Consider the following 19,194-nt stretch of genomic DNA (forward strand, 5'->3'; position numbering starts at 1 on the left):
GAATACCCTCTTTATACGTATTTCTTTCATACTGAAAGCTTTAAAGGGAGGGATATCGTGACACACTTGCTTGAAACGAAAAATCTTAGCGTATCTTTTGGTGAACATCATGTTATTAAAGATGTGAATGTAACAGTACAAAAAGGAAAGCTCATTTCCATTATCGGACCAAATGGTGCAGGAAAGACAACGTTATTTAATTTACTTAGTGGACAAATTTCTCCAACAAAGGGTGAAGTATATTTTAAAGGACAAGAGATTACAAAATTATCAATTTCAGATCGAACTCGATTAGGAATTGGCCGTTCCTTTCAGCTTACAAATATATTCCCAGAGTTAACGGTACTTGAAAATGTTCGTTTAAGTGTTCAATCATTTGTTCAAGATTACTATAGTTTTTTTCCGAGTTCGGCAAAATTTAAACAACAAGTAGGAGAGGCGAGACGGTTCTTAAAAACGGTATTACTTCAGGAGAAAGAACATGTATTAGCGAAAGATTTAGCGCATGGAGAAAAACGAAAGTTAGAGCTTGCGATGTTATTAGCTTTAAAAACGGATGTGTTACTACTTGATGAGCCGACGGCAGGTATATCAGTTGAGGAGGTACCGGCTATTTTACAAGTGATTGAAAATATTAAGAAACATCCAGAGAGTACAATTGTACTGATTGAACACAAAATGGATATGGTACTAGGTTTGTCAGACCATCTTATCGTTTTGTTCCATGGGGAGTTATTGGCTGAAGGTTTGCCCGAAGAAATTATGAAAGATGAGCGTGTACAAAGTGCTTATTTAGGGGGATTATATAGTGGCACTATTACAAGTAAATAATATAGAGACGTATTTAGATCAGTTTCATATTTTACAAGGGGTATCTCTTGCTGTCGAGAAAGGAACGATTACTGTACTGTTTGGAAGAAATGGGGCAGGGAAGACTACGACATTACGTTCGGTTATGGGTTTTCACCATATCGCACATGGTGAAATTTATTATGATAGTACACAAGTAAATGGATTATCTACACATTTAATCTCAAGGAAAGGAATAGGGTATGTACCAGAAAATCAAGGTATTTTTTATGACCTGACAGTAGAAGAAACATTCGCTCTTGCTAGGGGGAAGGGAGAAGAGGCGGAAGAAAAAATAGAATGGATGCTTGAATTATTTCCGGATTTAAAGCAGTTTTGGCACAAAAAAAGCGGACTCTTAAGCGGAGGACAAAAGCAAATGCTAGCAATTTCAAGAGCATTTATAAATAGTGATGGTTTATTACTTATTGATGAACCGAGTAAAGGCTTGTCCCCCATTATGATAGAAAAATTAATGATAGCCATATTGAAAATGAAGGAGAAAACAACAGTTTTACTCGTGGAACAAAATTTTATGATGGCTAGTCAAATTGGTGATTATTTTTATATTATGGATAATGGAAAAATTGTTCATAACGGTTTTATGCATGAACTAAAAGAGGATAAGGAAATGTGTCATAAATATTTAGGAATCTCTTAACATGAATCCGGGGTGAGAAGGATGGATGTGTTAATTAATTTATTTGTAAATGGGATTTCAACAGGGATGCTCATTTTTTTATTAGCATCAGGTCTTTCACTTATTTTCGGTTTAATGAGTGTTCTAAACTTCGCACATGGTGGTTTATTTGCGTGGGGAGCGTTTACAGGTGTTTGGCTATTTAATATGACAGGTAGTTATGTATTAGCGTTAATTGGAGCGATAGTTATGGGCATGTTCCTTGGGTTCATTTTAGAAAGATTCCTTATTAGGCCGGTATATGGAAATCATGTTCGACAGCTTCTTGTGACGCTTGGAGGAATGCTTGTACTTAGTGAATGTATTAAAGTATTTTGGGGACCAAATCCCATTAGTGCTAAATTACCGTTATGGTTACAAGGTAGTTATACATTTGAAGGTATTATATTAATTAAATATCGTCTATTCGTTATTTTAATCGGGATCATCATTTACATTGCCTTACTATTATTGCTCAAAAAAACAAAGATAGGTCTTATGATACGTGCAGGTGTAATGGATAAAGAGATGGTTCAAGCGCTCGGTATAAACGTAAAAGCGATATTTTCTTTCGTCTTTTTATTAGGAGCAGGAATGGCAGCGTTAGGAGGATTTCTATTAGCACCTTATTCAGGCGTTATTTTTGCCGAGATGGGTATGCAGTATGCGATTTTAGCTTTCATAGTAGTAATTATTGGCGGGTTAGGAAGCGTACAAGGTTCGGCAATCGCTTCTTTAATTGTCGGATTAGCGGGTGCGTTTACAGCGTATTTTATACCGGATTTATCACTTGCAATTAATATGTTAATGTTACTATTTTTCTTAATAGTGAAGCCAAACGGACTTGTTGGTGAAAAGGGGTGAAATGGTGAACAGCACTTCAAATCGAATTAAAGTATACTTCGGAGTATGTATGCTCATTTGTTTAAGTGTATTTCCATTCGTAAATGATTCACGGAGTTTGTTAATTTTGTTCACTCAAATCTTCATCTTTGCTATTTTTGCAATGAGTTTTGATGTATTGCTTGGATATACCGGAATTGTATCATTCGGCCACTGTATGTTCTTTGGAATAGGAGCATATGGCGTAGCGCTTTTATTTGATCGGCAAGGAGTATCCATAACGAACTTTTTAATAGGGATAGTAGCTGCAATTATCATTTCAGCAATTGTTAGTTATATAATTGGTTTGCTTTCTTTACGGCTGAAAAGTCATTTTTATGCAATGTTAACACTTGCTATTTCACAGTTGTTTTTCGTACTTGCTGAAAAATGGCGTGGGCTCACTCACGGAGGAGATGGTTTTACATTTGGTGTACCAGACTTATTTCGTGACCGTTTTACGTTTTATTATGTAACACTTATATGTTTAATTGTCATTTTTATTCTGTTACGTCTTTTCACAAAATCTTCTATTGGAAAAGTATTAAAGGCAATTTCACAAAATGAACAACGTGTGGAAGCACTAGGATATAAAGTTCTTCATTATAAAATTATTGCTAGTATTGTTGCAGGAGTAGTTGCTACGATTAGCGGTGGCTTATTTGTTATCACACTCCGCTTTGTTAATACGACTGTATTTTCAATTGAAATGACATTAAATGCATTATTGATGTCAATGATTGGAGGCGTTGGAACGTTAATAGGAGCAATTGCGGGAGCTGGCATTATTGAATCACTGAAATATTATTTATCAGAACTAGCTACAGCGTATCCAATTTTTGAACGATGGACAATTATTCTTGGCTTATTGTACATTATCGTCTTGCTAGTTTTTCCGAAAGGATTAGTTGGGACGATTAAGGGCCTGAAGAATATGAAACGGAGTAAGAAGGAGAAAAGTACAGAAGTGGAGCAAAACGTGTGAAAAATCAATTGTATAGAATATGAAAATCCCTCTTTTAGATTCGTAAAGGAGGGATTTTTATTGGTGTATGTAATTAGTTAGTTTGTAAACCTAGCAATTATATTAATCAAATAGTTCATTAGGTATTTGTTTTAAAGAGTTTCGATTTGTAAAAAAATGAACAGCGAATCTCTCAATGGGAACATCTTCAATGGGCACTAAGTTATCATTTTTAATCGGTAAAAAGGCTATTCCTTTACCGTCCTGAATAAACTCTTCCATAAGCGAATAAGAATCTAATTGTTGAAGTTGACCTTGAGATAAATTATTTTCTTTTAGAAATTGTATCGTCTTATTTTTAAAAGGGCACTTTTTATCATTACTAACGAAGAAGAGTTCCTTTGAATAGTCAATGATAGGCGTTTCTTTCGCTTTTAATAAGCCAACAGAAATGGAAGTAGTAAATACTTTTTTAAAAGCTGCTTCGGGATCATCCTCGTAAGTAATGACCATATCAACTTTTTGTTGTTGCAGTAATTTATGCAAATGACTACTATTTTCTACATATATTTGATAATTCCTGAAATTTTCTTTAATACGCTTACTTACATAATTAGTCAAAATAGATTGTGACGTCGCGATGATATAAGAAGAACCACTCGTTTTAATTTTATCTTTCGCTTCTTCTACTAAAGTTAATATTTGATGCGTGTAGTCTAATAAAATGTCACCTGAGGGTAACAAGGAAACGCCTTTGTTATCTCTATGTAGTAAAGGTGTTTCTAATTCTTGTTCTAATTTTTTGATTCGCTCAGTTACGTTTGGTTGAACATATCCTAACTCTTTAGCAGCTTTACTAATAGAGCCTTCACTAGCTACAGTTTTGAATATAATAAGATCATTTATTTCCATGTATCACAGCTCCTTATACGGTATCATTATAAATGATATCAACCATAATTTATACCTATTTTACGCTAGTCACTCATCGGTTTATCATTGTGTATATAAGATAGAAAGTGAGTGATAAACATGATTGGAATGCAATATAAGGTCATTTTGCCAAAGGATTATGATATGGAAATCATAAAAAAAAGGGTAAAGGATAATGGACATAAAACGGATGGTTTTCAAGAATTGAATTTCAAAGCGTATTTAATTACAGAGGCAGGAAAGGACGGGAATTTCTATAACTGTTATGCACCTTTATATATTTGGAATGGCCATGAAGGAATGAACAAATTTATATTTGAAGGGTATTACGATAATATTTTACAATCTTTTGGATGGCAACAAATAAATATAGGTGTTCTATTAGTTGTTAATTTAAGTGATGATTTTAAAAAAAGTAAATATGCTGTTGAGTTTACAGGGAGTATTTCCAAAAGTAATTCACTGAAGGGAACGCAATTAAATATTATAAATGAAAATGTACAAAACATAGAAAAATGTTTAGGAAATGTAATCATTTATAATCCAGATAAATGGAGGTATAGTCAGTTTAATTTTTATGAAGGAAAGCCCGACATGGTAACCAATAAAGAGGTTACAGTATATGAGATTTTGCACATTTCACGATGAAAACTTGTTGAAGTTAAATTAAGAAAAAGGAATGGAAATGTATGCCTTTTGTGAACGTTTATTATTATGAAAATATATTAAATAAAGAAGAGTTGAAAAAGATAGGTGAATGTATTCATCTTTCATTAATTGAACATTTTAACATCCCTGAAAATGATTTTTTTCAAATGTTTTTACCTTATAAACAAAATCACTTTTTATTTAATCCATATTATTTATTAGAAAGAGGAGAAAAGAGAACAGAGAATATGATTTATGTTTCTATTACATGTGGACCGGGAAGAACGATAAAACAGAAAAGGGATCTGTATCAGTCGATATCCTTGAAGGTTTCTGAATGTTCTAGTATAAAAAGTGCAGACATTTTTATTACACTAAATGAGACAGCTGTTGAAAATTGGTCGTTTGGTCAAGGAGTGGCGCAATTGGTAAAATGAAGGGGAATGAGATGATGAATGAATCCATTGAATATTGTATTCAAAAGAAAATGAGAGAAATGGCCCCTGCATTTGCTCAATATAGTGAAGAGATATTGTTCGAGGAAGTGTGTCGAGATGCCACTTTAACATTAAGAGAAAGAAGTTTATGTACAGTGGCGGCACTAATTAGTCTTAATCAGACAGAACAATTACCATTTCATTTGCGGCTGGCAAAGCAAAATGGAATTATGGAGAATGAAATAATTGCATTAATAACGCATATGGCTTTTTATGTTGGCTGGCCAAAAGCGGTAGCAGCTTTAAATATAGCAATGAATGAAATGGAAAGTTAAGAATAGCGATAAGAAAGACTTCATGTTGAAATGAATTCTTTCTTATCGTTATTTATGTAATACTCTAATCAGATATTTTTCACGTTTTCTCTTGCTTTTTTATCACTTGCGTAGTAAAGTGATAGTAAGATTCACGATAGGAAGTGATCAAACATGCGTGATAATACGATAGGATCATTAATATGGTTACGTTTAATACGATTTACGAACCAAAGTAATCAGATGTCAAATGAGTTTTTAAAACGTTTTGATTTAACGACAGCTCAATTTGATGTGCTTTTGCAAATACGTACGTATCAACCACTAACACAGATGGAGTTAGCTGAAAAGGTAACTGTTACACAAGGTGGTATTTCTCGAATGTTAACGCGTCTTGAAAAAGAAGGATATATTGTGCGAAAACAAGATTGGAAAACGAAAACAATTAGTCTTACAGAGCAAGGGGAAGCAGCTTTAGAAAAAGCACTGCCAGAGCAGCTTACATTTCAATCTTCGTTTTTTGATGATGTATTAAATGAAGAAGAGCAGAAAATGTTATACGAGCTAATGACGAAAGTTCATAAGCATAGCGAAAGAAAAGAATTACCACATGAGTAATTTTTTTTACACCATCAATTGATTAGTCAAGTGATGGTGTAGCTAATAGGGATATACACTTGACTTACCAACGTTTTAATAATAGAAACGAATAACACTTCATTAAAGGAGAGTACAACTATGGAAAAATACCGTATGGATACAAGTAAAGGAATGGAGTTTGGATTATATTCGATTGGGGATCATGTATTAAATCCGCATAACGGAGAGAAAATTAGTGCTGAACAAAGAATTCATGAATTAATTGAAACAGCTAAGTTAGCGGATGAAGCTGGACTTGATGTATTTGCTGTCGGTGAAAGTCATCAAACGCATTTTACAACGCAAGCTCATACAGTTATTTTAGGAGCTATTGCACAAGCTACGAAAAATATAAAAATTGCAAGTTCAGCAACGATAGTAAGTACATCTGATCCGGTACGAGTATATGAGGATTTTGCTACAATTGACTTAATTTCTAATGGACGTGCAGAAATTGTAGCTGGTCGTGGGTCTCGTATTGGGGGATATAGTTTACTCGGTTATGATGTGAATGATTATGAAGAGTTATTTGAAGAGAAAATGGATCTTTTATTAAAAATTAATAAAGAGGAACATGTAACATGGAACGGACAGTTCAGAGCGCCGCTTGCACATGCATCGGTTATTCCAAGAGCTAAAAATAATAACTTACCAATTTGGCGTGCAGTTGGTGGACCACCAGCTAGTGCGATTAAAGCAGGACGTGCGGGTGTACCAATGATGATAACAACACTAGGTGGCCCAGCTATTAACTTTAAAGGATCAGTAGATGCCTACCGTGAGGCTGCGGCGCAAAATGGATTTAATCCAGCAAGTTTGCCAGTTGCGACAACGAGTTTATTTTATACAGCAAAAAATTCACAAGATGCATTTAATGAATACTATCCTCATATTAATGCTGGTATGCTTACACTGCGCGGTGGTGGGTATCCGAAGCAACAATTTACAAATGCAGTAGATTACCGTGACGCATTAATGGTTGGTAGCCCGCAACAAATTATTGAAAAAATGCTTTACCAATATGAATTGTTTGGACAACAACGTTTTATGGCACAAATTGATTTTGGTGGTGTACCACTTAATAAAATTGAGAAAAATATTGAATTAATTGCTACTGAAATTTTACCGGCTGTTAGAAAACATACAGCGAAATAATTTAAAAAATACCGAGAGTCTAATCGATTCTCGGTATTTTTTTGTGTATGAATTCAGTTTGGAAAAATGACAAAAAAATGAATTTTTAGTTTAGAAGGAGGGAGGGTATTTTCTATTTTTGAATAACAATATTTTGTGTTTGAATTTTAAAAATACATTTTCCTCTTGACAAAAAAATAACTGATTTCTTCATTGATTAAGAGGACATTTTTTTATAAGAAAGTCAAGTGTATAAAGAGGAAAACGATTATTTTATTGATACGAAAGTAAGTCTTATATTAAAAAAATACATTTTAGTAATGAAAAAAATTTAATTCAAAAAAATGACAAAAGACATATTTCAGACAAAATGATGTCAATAATACGTCAAAAATCAGCTGAATTTACTATGCAGGTATATTATACAATTCGATTAACGGATAAAACACTACTGAAATAGTGAAAAGGTAAATTTTATGAGAAAGTTCTTTTGTAATGATCTTGAAAACTGAAAATTTATATTTTCTAAAAGTACATAAACAAATTTATCTTTCTATATTTCTAAGATTTGAGTTGTTTTATTCATACAACTCAATCGAAAATACGATATAAAAAATTATGAAGGAAGTGATTGTAGTATGGAAACGCTCGAATTGGCACGAATACAATTCGCATCAACAACGATTTTCCATTACTTTTTTGTTCCACTGTCTATTGGTTTAGCTTTTATCATTGCATTAATGCAAACGTTATATGTGGTAAAGGGACAAGAAATTTATAAGAAGATGACGAAGTTTTGGACACAAATATTCCTTGTAAACTTTGCGGTAGGTGTAGTAACTGGTATTCTACAAGAATTCCAGTTTGGTATGAACTGGTCAACCTATTCACGTTTCGTAGGTGATGTGTTTGGTCCATCACTTGCGATTGAAGGTTTATTAGCATTTTTCATTGAGTCTACATTCCTAGGTTTATGGGTATTCGGTGAGGATAAATTGCCGAAGCGCGTTCACCTTTTATGTATTTGGCTCCTTTCAATTGGAACAATGTTATCAGCATTTTGGATTTTAACTGCAAGTGCATTTATGCAATCGCCAGTAGGGTATGAAATGGCAGCAGATGGACGTGCACAAATGAATGATTTCTTAGCGATTATTCAAAACCCACAATTATGGGTACAATTCCCGCATACAATTACAGCGGCAATTGCAACTGGTGCATTCTTTATTGCAGGTGTGAGTGCATGGAAAATAACGAAAGCTCAAGAAACTGAAGTGTTTAAAAAATCGTTCCGCATTTCTATCATTGTTGGAACACTTACAACTGCGCTAGTATTATTCTTCGGTCATGCGCAAGCACAACAATTAATTAAGACACATCCAATGAAAATGGCAGCAGCTGAAGCGTTATGGAATACGAGTGAGGATCCAGCGCCATTTACAGTATTTGCGAAAATTGATGCAGAGAAGCAAGAAAATTCATTTGAAATTCAAATCCCTTATATGCTAAGTCTATTATCATTTGATAAATTTAGTGGTCAAGTAGAAGGAATGAATCAAATTCAAAAACAATATGAAGAAAAATATGGGCCTGGAGATTATATACCGCCAGTACACACTATGTTTTGGAGTTTTAGAGCGATGGTAATGAGTGGCACATTTATGCTTCTTCTAGGAGCATACGGATGGTTCTTATCAAGAAAAGATCGTTTAGCTGAAAAAACTTGGTATTTAAAATTAATGGTGTATGCAATTGCACTACCATTTATCGGTAATACAGTAGGATGGATTATGACTGAAATGGGACGTCAGCCTTGGGTAGTTTTCGGTGTTATGAAAACGGAAGATGCTGTATCTCCAAATGTTACGTTCGGAGAAGTATTATTCTCTTTAGTTTCGTTCACATCACTATATTTAATTATAGGTGGAATTACTATTTACTTATTCGTTCGTGTCATTAAAGGACATGAGAATAAGAAAACGAAACAGGATTCTCAAAGCCATGATCCATTTGATAAGGAGGATGAGTATGTTATCTCTTAATGAGTTGTGGTTTATCATTATTGCAGTTCTATTCGTAGGCTTCTTTGTACTTGAAGGTTTCGATTTCGGTGTAGGTATAGTTTCAAGGTTTTTAGGGGAAAACGATTTAGAGAAAAGAATTTACTTAAATACAATTGGTCCATTTTGGCACGCGAATGAAGTATGGCTTGTTTGTGCAGGTGGAGCTATGTTTGCAGCATTCCCGCACTGGTATGCAACTTTATTTAGCGGGTTTTACATTCCGTTTGTATTTATGCTTCTTGCTTTAATTATTAGAGGTGTTTCCTTTAAGTTCCGTGCGAAAATAGATAATCATAAATGGAAAGGTTTTTGGGATTGGGGTATGTTTTTAGGAAGTTTGCTACCGCCTATCCTTTGGGGAGTTGCCATTGCTAACTTTATGGTAGGTATTCCAATTGATGAGACGAAAAATGCTGTAGGTGGATTCTTACCATTACTTCATCCATTTGCATTACTTGGAGGAGTTATGTTCCTTCTGCTATGTATTGTTCACGGATTGCAATTCCTTACTATACGTACAACTGGTAAACTAAGAGAACGTGCACGTATTGCTGCGTTGAAAATTGCACCGCTTGCAATTATAGCACTTCTTATTTTTGCAGGTGTAGGATTATGGAAAACAGATATATTCACTGGTCATGGTACAGAGTGGATTATGGTTCCGATCGGAGCTTTTGTAGCATTATGTGCGTCAACATTATTAAATAAAAGAAGAAGAGATGGTTGGGCTTTCGTTATGACGAGTTTAACAATCATTTTACTAAGTGCGAGTGTGTTTGCCGGCATGTTCCCACGTGTTTTAATTAGCTCGTTAGGGTCAATATACGATTTAACAATTTATAATGCAGCATCAGGAGATTATGCACTAAAACTGATGACGTATTTTTCAATTGCTATATTGCCATTTGTTATGGGAAGTCAAATATGGAGTTTCTATGTGTTTAGACAACCTGTTAAGTCAGATAAAGATTTGGAGTACTAATGAAAAGAAAAAGAGGACTTCCGTCGTATCCTGGTAGCCGAGTTTTATATGTAGTGTTAACGATCATTAGCATTTTAGAAGCTATAAGTATTATTGCGCAAACAGTGTTTTTAGCACGGGCTATTACGTTTTTATTTCAAGGAGAAACAGTGCAATCTGTGTTAAATGAAACTGTTTATTTTGGAATCACGTTTGCAGTACGTCACATGCTAGTGCGAATATCGCAAATATTAGTGGAACGTTTCGCTGAAAAAACAGGATCGCTACTGCGAAAACAATTAATAGAGGCGTATTTCACATTAGGTCCACGGTATGTTCAAACTGCTGGAACAGGTCATCTGGTTACCTTATCGATTGAAGGTATTGAGAAATTTAAAACATATATTGAATTAACAATTCCTAAAATGATTAGAAGTAGTATCGTACCGGGATTCATTGTACTATATGTTTTTACGCTAGATATTGAGTCTGGAATCATTTTAGTTGTAACGATTCCTATCGTAATTACATTTATGATCCTACTAGGATTAGCGGCGCAGAAAATGGCGGATAGCCAATATGAAACATACCGTGTACTTTCTAATCATTTTGTAGATACGTTAAAAGGGTTAGAAACATTAAAGTATTTAGGTAAAAGTAAACAGCACGAAGGAAAGATTGAAAAAGTAAGTAAAAGGTATAGAAAAGCAACGATGCGTACTTTGCGAGTTGCTTTTCTTTCTTCTTTTGCATTAGATTTCTTTACGAGTTTATCCATAGCGTTTGTGGCGGTCGGATTAGGGATACGTTTAATAGACGGAACAATTGTACTATTGCCGGCCCTTACGATTTTAATTTTAGCTCCAGAATATTTCCTACCGATTAAACAAGTTGGAGCGAATTATCATGCTACGTTAGATGGACAACTTGCAATGGAACAAATAGAAGAGATTTTACAGCAACAAAAAGAAATAGGAAAAAAAGAATCAAATGTAGATTTAATATGGAATTCCTCTAGTAACTTGAAATTACAAGATGTAAAAGTAAAGAGTGATGAATCTGAAAAAGCTATATTAGAGGGAATTGATTTTACTTGGAAAGGCACCGGCGCTATAGGTGTAATTGGTGAAAGTGGAGCAGGAAAATCAACATTAATCGACGTATTAGCAGGATTTTTAACTCCTTCAGGTGGAAAGATGATTGTAAATGGTGTGGAAATTGACGGGGCTACTCGTGAAGAGTGGCAAAAGAATATTGCCTATATTCCGCAGCAACCTTATATTTTCCCGCTTTCATTAAAAGATAACATTTGTTTTTATGAAACAAATACAACTGATGAAGAAGTGGAAAGAGTTATTAATGAAGTTGGTCTTCGTTCACTCGTAACATCGCTTCCGAACGGGATGTACGAAAGAATTGGAGAAGGTGGACGTATGCTTAGTGGCGGGCAAGAACAACGTGTCGCTATGGCGCGTGCACTTTTAAGTAAAAAGCCAATTATTTTATTAGACGAGCCTACAGCACATCTTGATATTGAAACTGAATTTGAAATAAAACAAGCAATGTTACGTCTGTTTGAAGGTAAGTTAGTATTTCTTGCAACACATCGTCTTCATTGGATGAAACAGATGGATCATATTCTTATTTTAAATAAAGGGGAAATGATAGAAAGTGGAACATATGAAGAGCTTTTAAAGAATGAGGCATTACATTTTCACAGGAAAGAGAGGGGATAGAGATGAGTAATTGGATTAAACCTTATATACAGCAAAATAAAGGTAGAATGACTTTAACTATTTTCCTTGGTCTTCTTGGAGTTAGTTCAGGTGCGATGTTACTTTTCATTTCAGGTTATTTAATCTCTAAATCTGCTCTTAGACCAGAAAATGTAATGGCTGTATATGTTCCTATCGTTGCAACACGTGCGTTTAGTATAGGACAAGCAGTATTTCATTATTTAGAGCGTTTAGTTGGACACGATGTCGTACTACGCATATTAGAAAAAATGAGAACGAAACTATATAGAATAGTAGAACCGCAGGCGTTATTTTTCCGTTCGCGATTTCAAACGGGCGATATGTTGGGTGTATTATCCGAAGATATAGAGCATTTGCAAAACCTATATTTACGTACAATATTTCCTAGTATATTAGCATTAGTTGTATATAGCATATTCGTACTTGTTATCGGAGCATTTGACGTAGTGTTTGCGCTTATTGCAGGGTGTATGTTAGCGATTATCGTCTTTCTGCTTCCATTTGTATCATTACTTTTAATGAAGCAACATCATGTTACTTTAAAACAAGGAAGAAGCCGTTTGTATCAACAATTAACAGACGCTGTTTTTGGATTATCTGACTGGCAAGCAAGTGGCAGAAAAGATGAATTCATTGATAAGTATGTAGAGCAAAATAATCAGTTGTTAAAAACGGAAAAAAGAATGAAACGCTGGAATCATATTAGGGACAGTATCATTCAAGTAGTAGTGGGGATTGTAGTTATTTCAATGATCATATGGACTGGAAATGAGGCGGCAAGTGAACAGATTGCCCCAACCGTAATTGCGGCTTTCGTCTTAATGACGTTATCAGTCACAAACGCGCTTATTCCTCTTTCAGATGCTATCGATCGAATTCCATCATATGTAGAATCTGCTCATCGTCTAAATCAAATAGAAGATAATGCTGTTTTACAGGATGAAGAGGATTTACGCGGGGATAAAGGTTATGTTGCATCAAAACATATAGACATTGAATTAAATCATGTATCGTATAGTTACCCAGATAGTAATGAATTTGTATTGAAAGAAGTATCACTGCAAATAAAGGCAGGAAAGAAAATCGCCATTTTAGGAAGAAGCGGAACAGGAAAATCTACTTTGTTAAAATTATTAACAGGTGCGCTAAGCCCGTTACATGGTGAAGTTTTATTGAATAGTGAACACGCTCATACGAATCTTTTATCGAAATATATTTCTGTATTGAATCAGAAGCCGCATTTATTCGATACGACAATTGGAAATAATGTGCGAATAGGTAAACCAGAGGCTACGGATGAAGAGATATGGACAGCTTTAGAGAAAGCGCAATTAGCTTCGCATATAGCTTCTCTTCCAGATGGATTGCAAACAAAAATGCATGAAATGGGAAAAAGGTTTTCTGGCGGGGAAAGACAACGGGTTGCTTTTGCTAGAACGCTCATGCAAGAGGCTCCAATTATTGTCCTTGATGAACCTACGATCGGCTTAGATCCAAAGACAGAATTATCTTTAATAGAAACAATGTTTTCCGCAACGGAAGAAAAGACAGTAATTTGGATTACGCACCATCTTGTAGGAATTGAACATGTAGATGAAGTTATATTCCTTGATCGTGGTCAAATTGTGATGCAAGGTAGTCATGAACAACTTCTGAGAGAAAACGAGAAGTATCGTATGCTTTATGAGTTAGATAAAGGAATATAGTTTGAATAAGTAATAATTGTAAAATAGCTACGCCTAATGGTGTAGCTATTTTTTGTTAAGAAATATATTTTCTTTTTAAGGAATAGATGTATCCCGCTATTTGCAGGGGGGAAGACTTCAATCTTAAAATCCGGCTGATGTGAGGAAGTTAGGCGGGAGAGTAACTGTACGTAAAAATTCGATTGGTGAGGGGGATAATTAGAATGGCCCCTCTAATTAAGGTTTCTTTTTATTTGCCTTATGATAGAAATCAAATGAATAAAAAGCAGCTAATCCAATGCTTATATGATTGAATATGTATATTTACGATTGAAAAGTAGGATATTTTGTTATGGGCTTGCATAAAAGTATAAAGGTTTCATACGGTTTAAGTAATGTGATATTAGGTCGCGTATATAAATAATATGCGAAAAGGTGGGGGAAAAGATGGGGAATCGTTTTGAAAAAAGTGAAGAGGCGATAGAGCGAATTCCGTTAGTAAGTGTATTAATTCCTACTTATAATCGTCCTGGCTACTTTGAAAAAGCATTGTGTAGCGTATTACAACAAATATATTCTAATATAGAAATTATTGTTGGAGATGATAGCACGAATGACGAAACAGAAAATGTGTTACAAAAATACTTATGTGATCATTCAAATATTATTTATATAAAAAACAGGTCAACTCTCGGACAATTCGAAAATGCGCTAATGTTATTTAATGAAGCAAACGGTGAGTATATAAATTTTTTAATGGATGATGATATATTTCATGTGAATAAAATTGAAAAAATGATGAAGTATTTTTTCAATGATCGAGATAATGAAATCAAACTTGTAACATTTCATCGTCAAGTAATTGATGATAAAGGGAAAGAACTACGACATATTTATTCAACTGTCCGTTTATTTGAAGAGGATACTCTTATAGAGGGAACAGAATTAGGAAATAGGGTAATTGTGGATCAAAAAAATTATATTGGAGAACCAACAACAGTTTTATTTCGTAAAAATGATTTACAAGAACCATATGGGATTTTTGATAAGAGAAGGTATTTATGTAATGTAGATATAGCCTCATGGTTATCTTTATTAAGTAAAGGAAAAGCAGTATATATAGCAGAGACACTTAGTTACTTCCGATTACATTCAGGACAACAGTTGAATGAATCTAATAAACTTATGGATGGAGTAGAGGATTTTTCACATAGTATTATAGTTGGAGAAAAGTATGGATTTTTATCTACTGAAAAAGAGTTATATAAAGCGATAACTAATTTTCTAGACTATGCAAAAAAATTAGTTCCATCATCAATAGTATATACATTAGACTACTACCGACAAATTAAGCGAAAGGAAATAAATATAGAAAAGAAAAAACAGTATCGGAATAACAACTCTCATTTACCGAAAGTCAGTATACTTATTCCTGCCTATAATAAACCTCATTACTTGGAATTAGCTCTCAAAAGTGCTTTGAATCAAACATATGAAAATATTGAAATAATAATTTCTGACGATAGTACAAACGGTGAAGTTCAAGCGATGATCCAACCATATTTAAGTCAATATGAATGTATTACATATGTTAAAAATAAATCTCGATTAGAAGCAGAGAGCTTTAATAAGTGTATAGAACTTGCAAATGGAGATTATATAAACTTTTTATTAGATGATGACTTATTTCATCCTGAAAAGATTAAAAGAATGATGAACTGTTTTTTTAGTCTAGAAAACATTTCGTTTGTGACGTCATATCGTGAATTAATTGATGAGAATGGAGAAGTATTACTGCCATCAACATTGAATATGAAAATCGCCAAAGAAACTACACTTTTTGAAGGCAAAGAATTAGGGGATTATATGTTAAAAAACTTAAAAAATGTAGTTGGTGAGCCTACAACAGTTTTGTTTAACTGGGAATTTTTAGGAGTTGGTTTTGGGTGTTTTAAGGGGAAGAGTTACTCTGCTATTCATGACATTGCAACATGGCTAGATATGATGAGGAAAGGGAAAGTAGTTTATATAGAGGAACCCCTTAGTTATTTTAGACAACATAGTGGGGAAAATCAAAAACAAATGCAATTTACATTAAAGACAATTGAAGAATGGAATGAATTAATACTAGATGCATATAATAGTGGGTTTTTAAATTGTGAGCAAGATTATAAAGAATGTTTAACTCATTGTTTGGAAAATGCGGTGTTAATAATTAAGGATACGGTAAAAAATAGTCAATTAAATCAAATTGATAATGAAAAGATAGAGAAGGAACTAAATAAGTTAGTTCATCTTTTATTTGAGAAAGAAGTCTGCTATTGTCAATTTTGCAATCAACAATTCGAAAAATTTTCTCCTTGGCCAGAACATTACGCTTTTCCAAAATATAAATTCGAGATGTGGAATAAAGATACGGGGATTTGTCCGGTATGTGATTCGATGGACCGTGAAAGGTTATATCGTGTATATATTGAAAGGGAAACGGATTTATTAAGTGGAAATGATACTATTCTTCATATTGCACCAGAAGCGAAGTTAAGAAGTTGGTTTGCTCAGTATAAAAATATTACATATGTATGTGGAGATATTGAACCAATGGATCCATTAATGCAGGAAATTGATGTTACTAGAATTCCATATGAAAATGATACATTTGATGTGATTTTATGTGGCCATGTATTACAGTACGTTCAAGATGATGAAAAAGCGATGAGAGAGTTATATAGAGTATTAAAAACAAATGGATGGGGAATTATTCAAGCTCCAATCGTAATGAATGTAGATATTATTATAGAGAATGAATTAATTTTAACGCCAAAATTGAGAAAATTAGCTTTTGGTCATGAAGAACATGTAAGAATTTATAATCAATCAGGATTTATACAACGATTAATGAATGTAGGATTTAAGGTTGAATTGTATAACATAGCTGAAAAACAAGGAATGAGAAGTGCGAGGAAATTTGGTTTATCTGAAACGGATGTACTCTATATTGTCCGGAAATGAAGAATTGAGGGGAATTGAAAAAATTCGCATAATACGGATTATGGACAGTTAAATCAAAGTTTTGAAGAAGCATTAAACCTTAAAAAAAGAATTAATGCTTCTTATTTTAATTATAGAGCGATGTGCAACTTATTTTTTGGTTTTAAATTTAGCTGACAAAGGCAATACTGAGCCATAGTGAATGTAAAGTTGGAGGGCGAGTGTATATGTTTGAAGAGGATGGAATTGTTTTAATTATGGAGCCTGCTGATGAAAGAAACTTGAGGAGATTTATTTTTTCAGTGCCAAAGTCAGTGTATGAAAAGAAGGGGCTTACATTACACTATGGAGCAGCTATAGGACAAGGATATATGGATATAATTGAAGATATTATTAGCGTACATATAGAAATAGATGTTGTAACGATAATAGGGCATGTGAGCGGTTAAATGGCTATTTAAAAAGGTTGTAGGTGATTTAGCTAGAAGTTATGATAAAGAAGATTACAGACAAGTATAGTGACGAAGGGAGTCAAAAATGAAAATCAAATCAATTTTCTTAGTATGTTTAGTTTCAATTGGTTTAATGGGATGTTCACTAGTAGAGCAAGGTAAGAACTCCATAGATTATGCTCAAAAAGCGACAGACTATGTAAATGAAATAAGTGCATTTGCAAATGATGCACCAGCATTAGCTGAAAAGGCCATTAATGATAGCGAAGCTCGAAAAGAATTAGAAACGAAGCTTAGTGAAATAAAACAAGATATACCTGCATTCAATGAATTAACGCCACCGGATGTAGCAAAGGATCTTCATCAGCAAATCGTCGGATATAACGAAAAATTAAATACATTAATTGATACGGCGATGACAAAGATAGAAGAAGGGAAAGTGGATGTAGAGCAATTTAAAAACTCTGAGCTTATGCAGACGATAGATCAAGTTCGTGATTTGAAAGACAAGGTTCAAAATTTAGGACAATAATAAAAAAGGCTCCGTGATGAACGGAGCCTTTTTTATGTTCCCTAATGGAAAAGTTTATAACATGTTCTTCCTATAATATAAGCGTCGTTTATATCTTCCATTTTTCTAAAATATGTATTGTTTTATTAGTTGCATCCATGTTCACTTGAACACCTATCGGCATAGTGATCATCGGATGGGTATGACAACAATCAAAGTCAGCAAGTAAAGGAATACTTTGGTTTTGCAGTACTTCTAATAATATTTCGTACGGTTTGCGCTTTGTACCACAATCATCAAATTGCTCATGTTTTCCAAGAAGTATACCTGAAACTTTATCAAATACACCGTTAATTTTAAGTAATGAAAAGCTTCTTTCAATAGTAGCTGCATCTTTTGAGCTATCTTCAATGAATAAAATATCACCTTCTTGAATGCTTGGCATATAAGGGCTACCAAAAATTCCTTCTATTGTATTTAAGTTACCGCCAATAACACGTCCGGTAGCTTGTCCATTTGTTACAAAAATCCAACTATTATGTCTACGTTCTTTTTCTTTCGTCTTCTCTTCCCAATTAATAAATTCATCTGACCAAAATAAAGGTTGTTTTATGTTGTAAGGAAGTGAATGATCATGTAGTAATGTTTCTACAAAATAGTTGTATGTATAATCTACAAAAGGCTCAAATTCTCCAAAGGAGGGGATGAGTGCCGGACCATAAAATGTAGGGATTCCTGTTTTGGCATAAATCCCTAGCAGTAAAGCTGTTGCATCTGAATAACCAATCATTATTTTAGGGTTATTTTGAAAAGCGTCGTAATCAATATAAGGTAATAATGAATTAGAATTCATACCGCCAATTGTTGACATAATACAAGATACATTAGGATTTCTTATTAAAGCATTGAGTTCCTCGGCACGCTCTTGTATACTGCCAGAACGATAATAATCATATCGACCTGTTAGTGAACCTTCTAATATGTGAAATCCTTTCTGTTGTAAGTAGGATTTCGCTCGTTCAAATCTTTTTGGAGAAGTGTAGGTTGCTGGTGAAGAGGGTGAATAAATGCCGATTGTGTCTCCGTATTTTAATGTTTTTGGAAGTAGCATCGTAAGAATCCTTTCTATTAAATAGTTAAATTACGATAATGCAACGTTTAATATTCTTATATTTCGGTATACTGAGTGTAACATAAATGTATGAAATGAATAAATATGCTTTTTGCCTTGACGATATAAAGTAATTGTTGTTATGGTTACATGTGAGTGTATAAATGGTTTGCTAAAGGAGTTTTGA

At 33.8% G+C, this 19,194-nt stretch carries 18 protein-coding genes; 16 read left to right on the forward strand and 2 right to left on the reverse strand.

Going from position 1 to position 19,194, the window contains the following annotated elements:
• The first annotated feature begins 57 nt into the window (after positions 1-57).
• Genes PDL00_RS07445 through PDL00_RS07460 form a run of 4 tightly spaced genes read left to right on the forward strand, consistent with a single transcriptional unit; the run spans position 58 to position 3,395 of the window.
• Positions 58-831: an ABC transporter ATP-binding protein gene (locus PDL00_RS07445; RefSeq protein WP_000149330.1), complete on the forward strand. Its 774-nt coding sequence runs from the start codon at positions 58-60 to the stop codon at positions 829-831.
• Positions 809-1,510: a branched-chain amino acid ABC transporter ATP-binding protein gene (locus tag PDL00_RS07450; RefSeq protein ID WP_063261805.1), complete on the forward strand. Its 702-nt coding sequence runs from the start codon at positions 809-811 to the stop codon at positions 1,508-1,510. Before PDL00_RS07445 ends, PDL00_RS07450 begins: the two co-directional genes overlap by 23 nt.
• Positions 1,511-1,531: 21 nt before the next feature.
• Positions 1,532-2,392: a branched-chain amino acid ABC transporter permease gene (locus tag PDL00_RS07455; RefSeq protein ID WP_242255382.1), complete on the forward strand. Its 861-nt coding sequence runs from the start codon at positions 1,532-1,534 to the stop codon at positions 2,390-2,392.
• A 49-nt stretch (positions 2,393-2,441) separates the two neighbouring features.
• Positions 2,442-3,395, forward strand: coding sequence for a branched-chain amino acid ABC transporter permease (locus PDL00_RS07460; RefSeq protein ID WP_242255398.1), 954 nt, complete (start codon positions 2,442-2,444; stop codon positions 3,393-3,395).
• Between the two features lie 102 nt (positions 3,396-3,497).
• Here the strand turns inward: PDL00_RS07460 and PDL00_RS07465 are convergent, their stop codons facing one another.
• Positions 3,498-4,286, reverse strand: a complete 789-nt coding sequence (locus PDL00_RS07465) for a LysR family transcriptional regulator (protein ID WP_242255383.1) — start codon at positions 4,284-4,286, stop codon at positions 3,498-3,500.
• 120 nt (positions 4,287-4,406) lie between these two features.
• Between PDL00_RS07465 and PDL00_RS07470 the strand changes: the two genes are divergently transcribed.
• The 12 genes from PDL00_RS07470 to PDL00_RS07525 all read left to right on the forward strand — a co-directional run bounded on the left by PDL00_RS07470 (position 4,407) and on the right by PDL00_RS07525 (position 17,917).
• Entirely contained in the window at positions 4,407-4,955 is a 549-nt protein-coding gene (locus PDL00_RS07470; protein ID WP_270728099.1) for a DUF4865 family protein, read from the forward strand.
• Positions 4,956-4,996: 41 nt separating this feature from the next.
• Positions 4,997-5,392 (forward strand): tautomerase family protein, encoded by a 396-nt coding sequence (locus PDL00_RS07475; RefSeq protein ID WP_270728101.1) that lies wholly within the window; start codon positions 4,997-4,999, stop codon positions 5,390-5,392.
• Between the two features lie 11 nt (positions 5,393-5,403).
• Positions 5,404-5,727 carry a carboxymuconolactone decarboxylase family protein gene (locus PDL00_RS07480; protein WP_270728104.1) on the forward strand — a complete coding sequence of 108 codons (324 nt, stop codon included), beginning with the start codon at positions 5,404-5,406 and terminating at the stop codon, positions 5,725-5,727.
• Between the two features lie 153 nt (positions 5,728-5,880).
• The gene (locus PDL00_RS07485; protein WP_242255391.1) at positions 5,881-6,324 is read left to right on the forward strand and encodes a MarR family winged helix-turn-helix transcriptional regulator; all 444 of its coding nucleotides are present in this window, start codon (positions 5,881-5,883) and stop codon (positions 6,322-6,324) included.
• Positions 6,325-6,444: 120 nt separating this feature from the next.
• A complete protein-coding gene (locus PDL00_RS07490) occupies positions 6,445-7,500 on the forward strand; it encodes an LLM class flavin-dependent oxidoreductase (protein WP_242255392.1) in 1,056 nt (351 codons plus the stop codon).
• A 617-nt stretch (positions 7,501-8,117) separates the two neighbouring features.
• Positions 8,118-9,521: a cytochrome ubiquinol oxidase subunit I gene (cydA, locus tag PDL00_RS07495; RefSeq protein WP_064476356.1), complete on the forward strand. Its 1,404-nt coding sequence runs from the start codon at positions 8,118-8,120 to the stop codon at positions 9,519-9,521.
• Positions 9,508-10,524, forward strand: coding sequence for a cytochrome d ubiquinol oxidase subunit II (cydB, locus tag PDL00_RS07500; RefSeq protein ID WP_088024216.1), 1,017 nt, complete (start codon positions 9,508-9,510; stop codon positions 10,522-10,524). The genes cydA and cydB overlap by 14 nt, the downstream gene beginning before the upstream one ends.
• Positions 10,524-12,239, forward strand: coding sequence for a thiol reductant ABC exporter subunit CydD (gene cydD / locus PDL00_RS07505; RefSeq protein WP_270728112.1), 1,716 nt, complete (start codon positions 10,524-10,526; stop codon positions 12,237-12,239). The genes cydB and cydD overlap by 1 nt, the downstream gene beginning before the upstream one ends.
• Positions 12,240-12,241: 2 nt before the next feature.
• Complete coding sequence (gene cydC, locus PDL00_RS07510) at positions 12,242-13,966, forward strand: thiol reductant ABC exporter subunit CydC (RefSeq protein ID WP_270728115.1); 1,725 nt, start codon at positions 12,242-12,244, stop codon at positions 13,964-13,966.
• 426 nt (positions 13,967-14,392) lie between these two features.
• The gene (locus PDL00_RS07515; RefSeq protein WP_270728117.1) at positions 14,393-16,954 is read left to right on the forward strand and encodes a glycosyltransferase; all 2,562 of its coding nucleotides are present in this window, start codon (positions 14,393-14,395) and stop codon (positions 16,952-16,954) included.
• Positions 16,955-17,160: 206 nt separating this feature from the next.
• Positions 17,161-17,382: a hypothetical protein gene (locus PDL00_RS07520; protein WP_000461288.1), complete on the forward strand. Its 222-nt coding sequence runs from the start codon at positions 17,161-17,163 to the stop codon at positions 17,380-17,382.
• 88 nt (positions 17,383-17,470) lie between these two features.
• Positions 17,471-17,917, forward strand: a complete 447-nt coding sequence (locus PDL00_RS07525; RefSeq protein WP_242254295.1) for a DUF6376 family protein — start codon at positions 17,471-17,473, stop codon at positions 17,915-17,917.
• An 88-nt stretch (positions 17,918-18,005) separates the two neighbouring features.
• On the opposite strand, the gene PDL00_RS07530 is transcribed toward PDL00_RS07525, so the two are convergent.
• Positions 18,006-19,007, reverse strand: coding sequence for a S66 family peptidase (locus PDL00_RS07530; RefSeq protein WP_270728122.1), 1,002 nt, complete (start codon positions 19,005-19,007; stop codon positions 18,006-18,008).
• Between the last annotated feature and the right edge of the window lie 187 nt (positions 19,008-19,194).

The sequence above is a fragment of the Bacillus cereus group sp. TH152-1LC genome (assembly GCF_027710505.1).
Taxonomy (GTDB): domain Bacteria; phylum Bacillota; class Bacilli; order Bacillales; family Bacillaceae_G; genus Bacillus_A; species Bacillus_A mobilis.

Coding starts and splice junctions, on each gene's coding strand:
- PDL00_RS07470 (WP_270728099.1), top strand. CDS start 4,407: ATGATTGGAATGCAATATAAGGTCATTTTGCCAAAGGATTATGATATG.
- PDL00_RS07530 (WP_270728122.1), bottom strand. CDS start 19,007: ATGCTACTTCCAAAAACATTAAAATACGGAGACACAATCGGCATTTAT.
- PDL00_RS07480 (WP_270728104.1), top strand. CDS start 5,404: ATGATGAATGAATCCATTGAATATTGTATTCAAAAGAAAATGAGAGAA.
- PDL00_RS07490 (WP_242255392.1), top strand. CDS start 6,445: ATGGAAAAATACCGTATGGATACAAGTAAAGGAATGGAGTTTGGATTA.
- PDL00_RS07485 (WP_242255391.1), top strand. CDS start 5,881: ATGCGTGATAATACGATAGGATCATTAATATGGTTACGTTTAATACGA.
- PDL00_RS07455 (WP_242255382.1), top strand. CDS start 1,532: ATGGATGTGTTAATTAATTTATTTGTAAATGGGATTTCAACAGGGATG.
- PDL00_RS07520 (WP_000461288.1), top strand. CDS start 17,161: ATGTTTGAAGAGGATGGAATTGTTTTAATTATGGAGCCTGCTGATGAA.
- cydC (WP_270728115.1), top strand. CDS start 12,242: ATGAGTAATTGGATTAAACCTTATATACAGCAAAATAAAGGTAGAATG.
- cydB (WP_088024216.1), top strand. CDS start 9,508: ATGTTATCTCTTAATGAGTTGTGGTTTATCATTATTGCAGTTCTATTC.
- PDL00_RS07475 (WP_270728101.1), top strand. CDS start 4,997: ATGCCTTTTGTGAACGTTTATTATTATGAAAATATATTAAATAAAGAA.
- cydA (WP_064476356.1), top strand. CDS start 8,118: ATGGAAACGCTCGAATTGGCACGAATACAATTCGCATCAACAACGATT.
- PDL00_RS07460 (WP_242255398.1), top strand. CDS start 2,442: ATGCTCATTTGTTTAAGTGTATTTCCATTCGTAAATGATTCACGGAGT.
- PDL00_RS07465 (WP_242255383.1), bottom strand. CDS start 4,286: ATGGAAATAAATGATCTTATTATATTCAAAACTGTAGCTAGTGAAGGC.
- cydD (WP_270728112.1), top strand. CDS start 10,524: ATGAAAAGAAAAAGAGGACTTCCGTCGTATCCTGGTAGCCGAGTTTTA.
- PDL00_RS07515 (WP_270728117.1), top strand. CDS start 14,393: ATGGGGAATCGTTTTGAAAAAAGTGAAGAGGCGATAGAGCGAATTCCG.
- PDL00_RS07525 (WP_242254295.1), top strand. CDS start 17,471: ATGAAAATCAAATCAATTTTCTTAGTATGTTTAGTTTCAATTGGTTTA.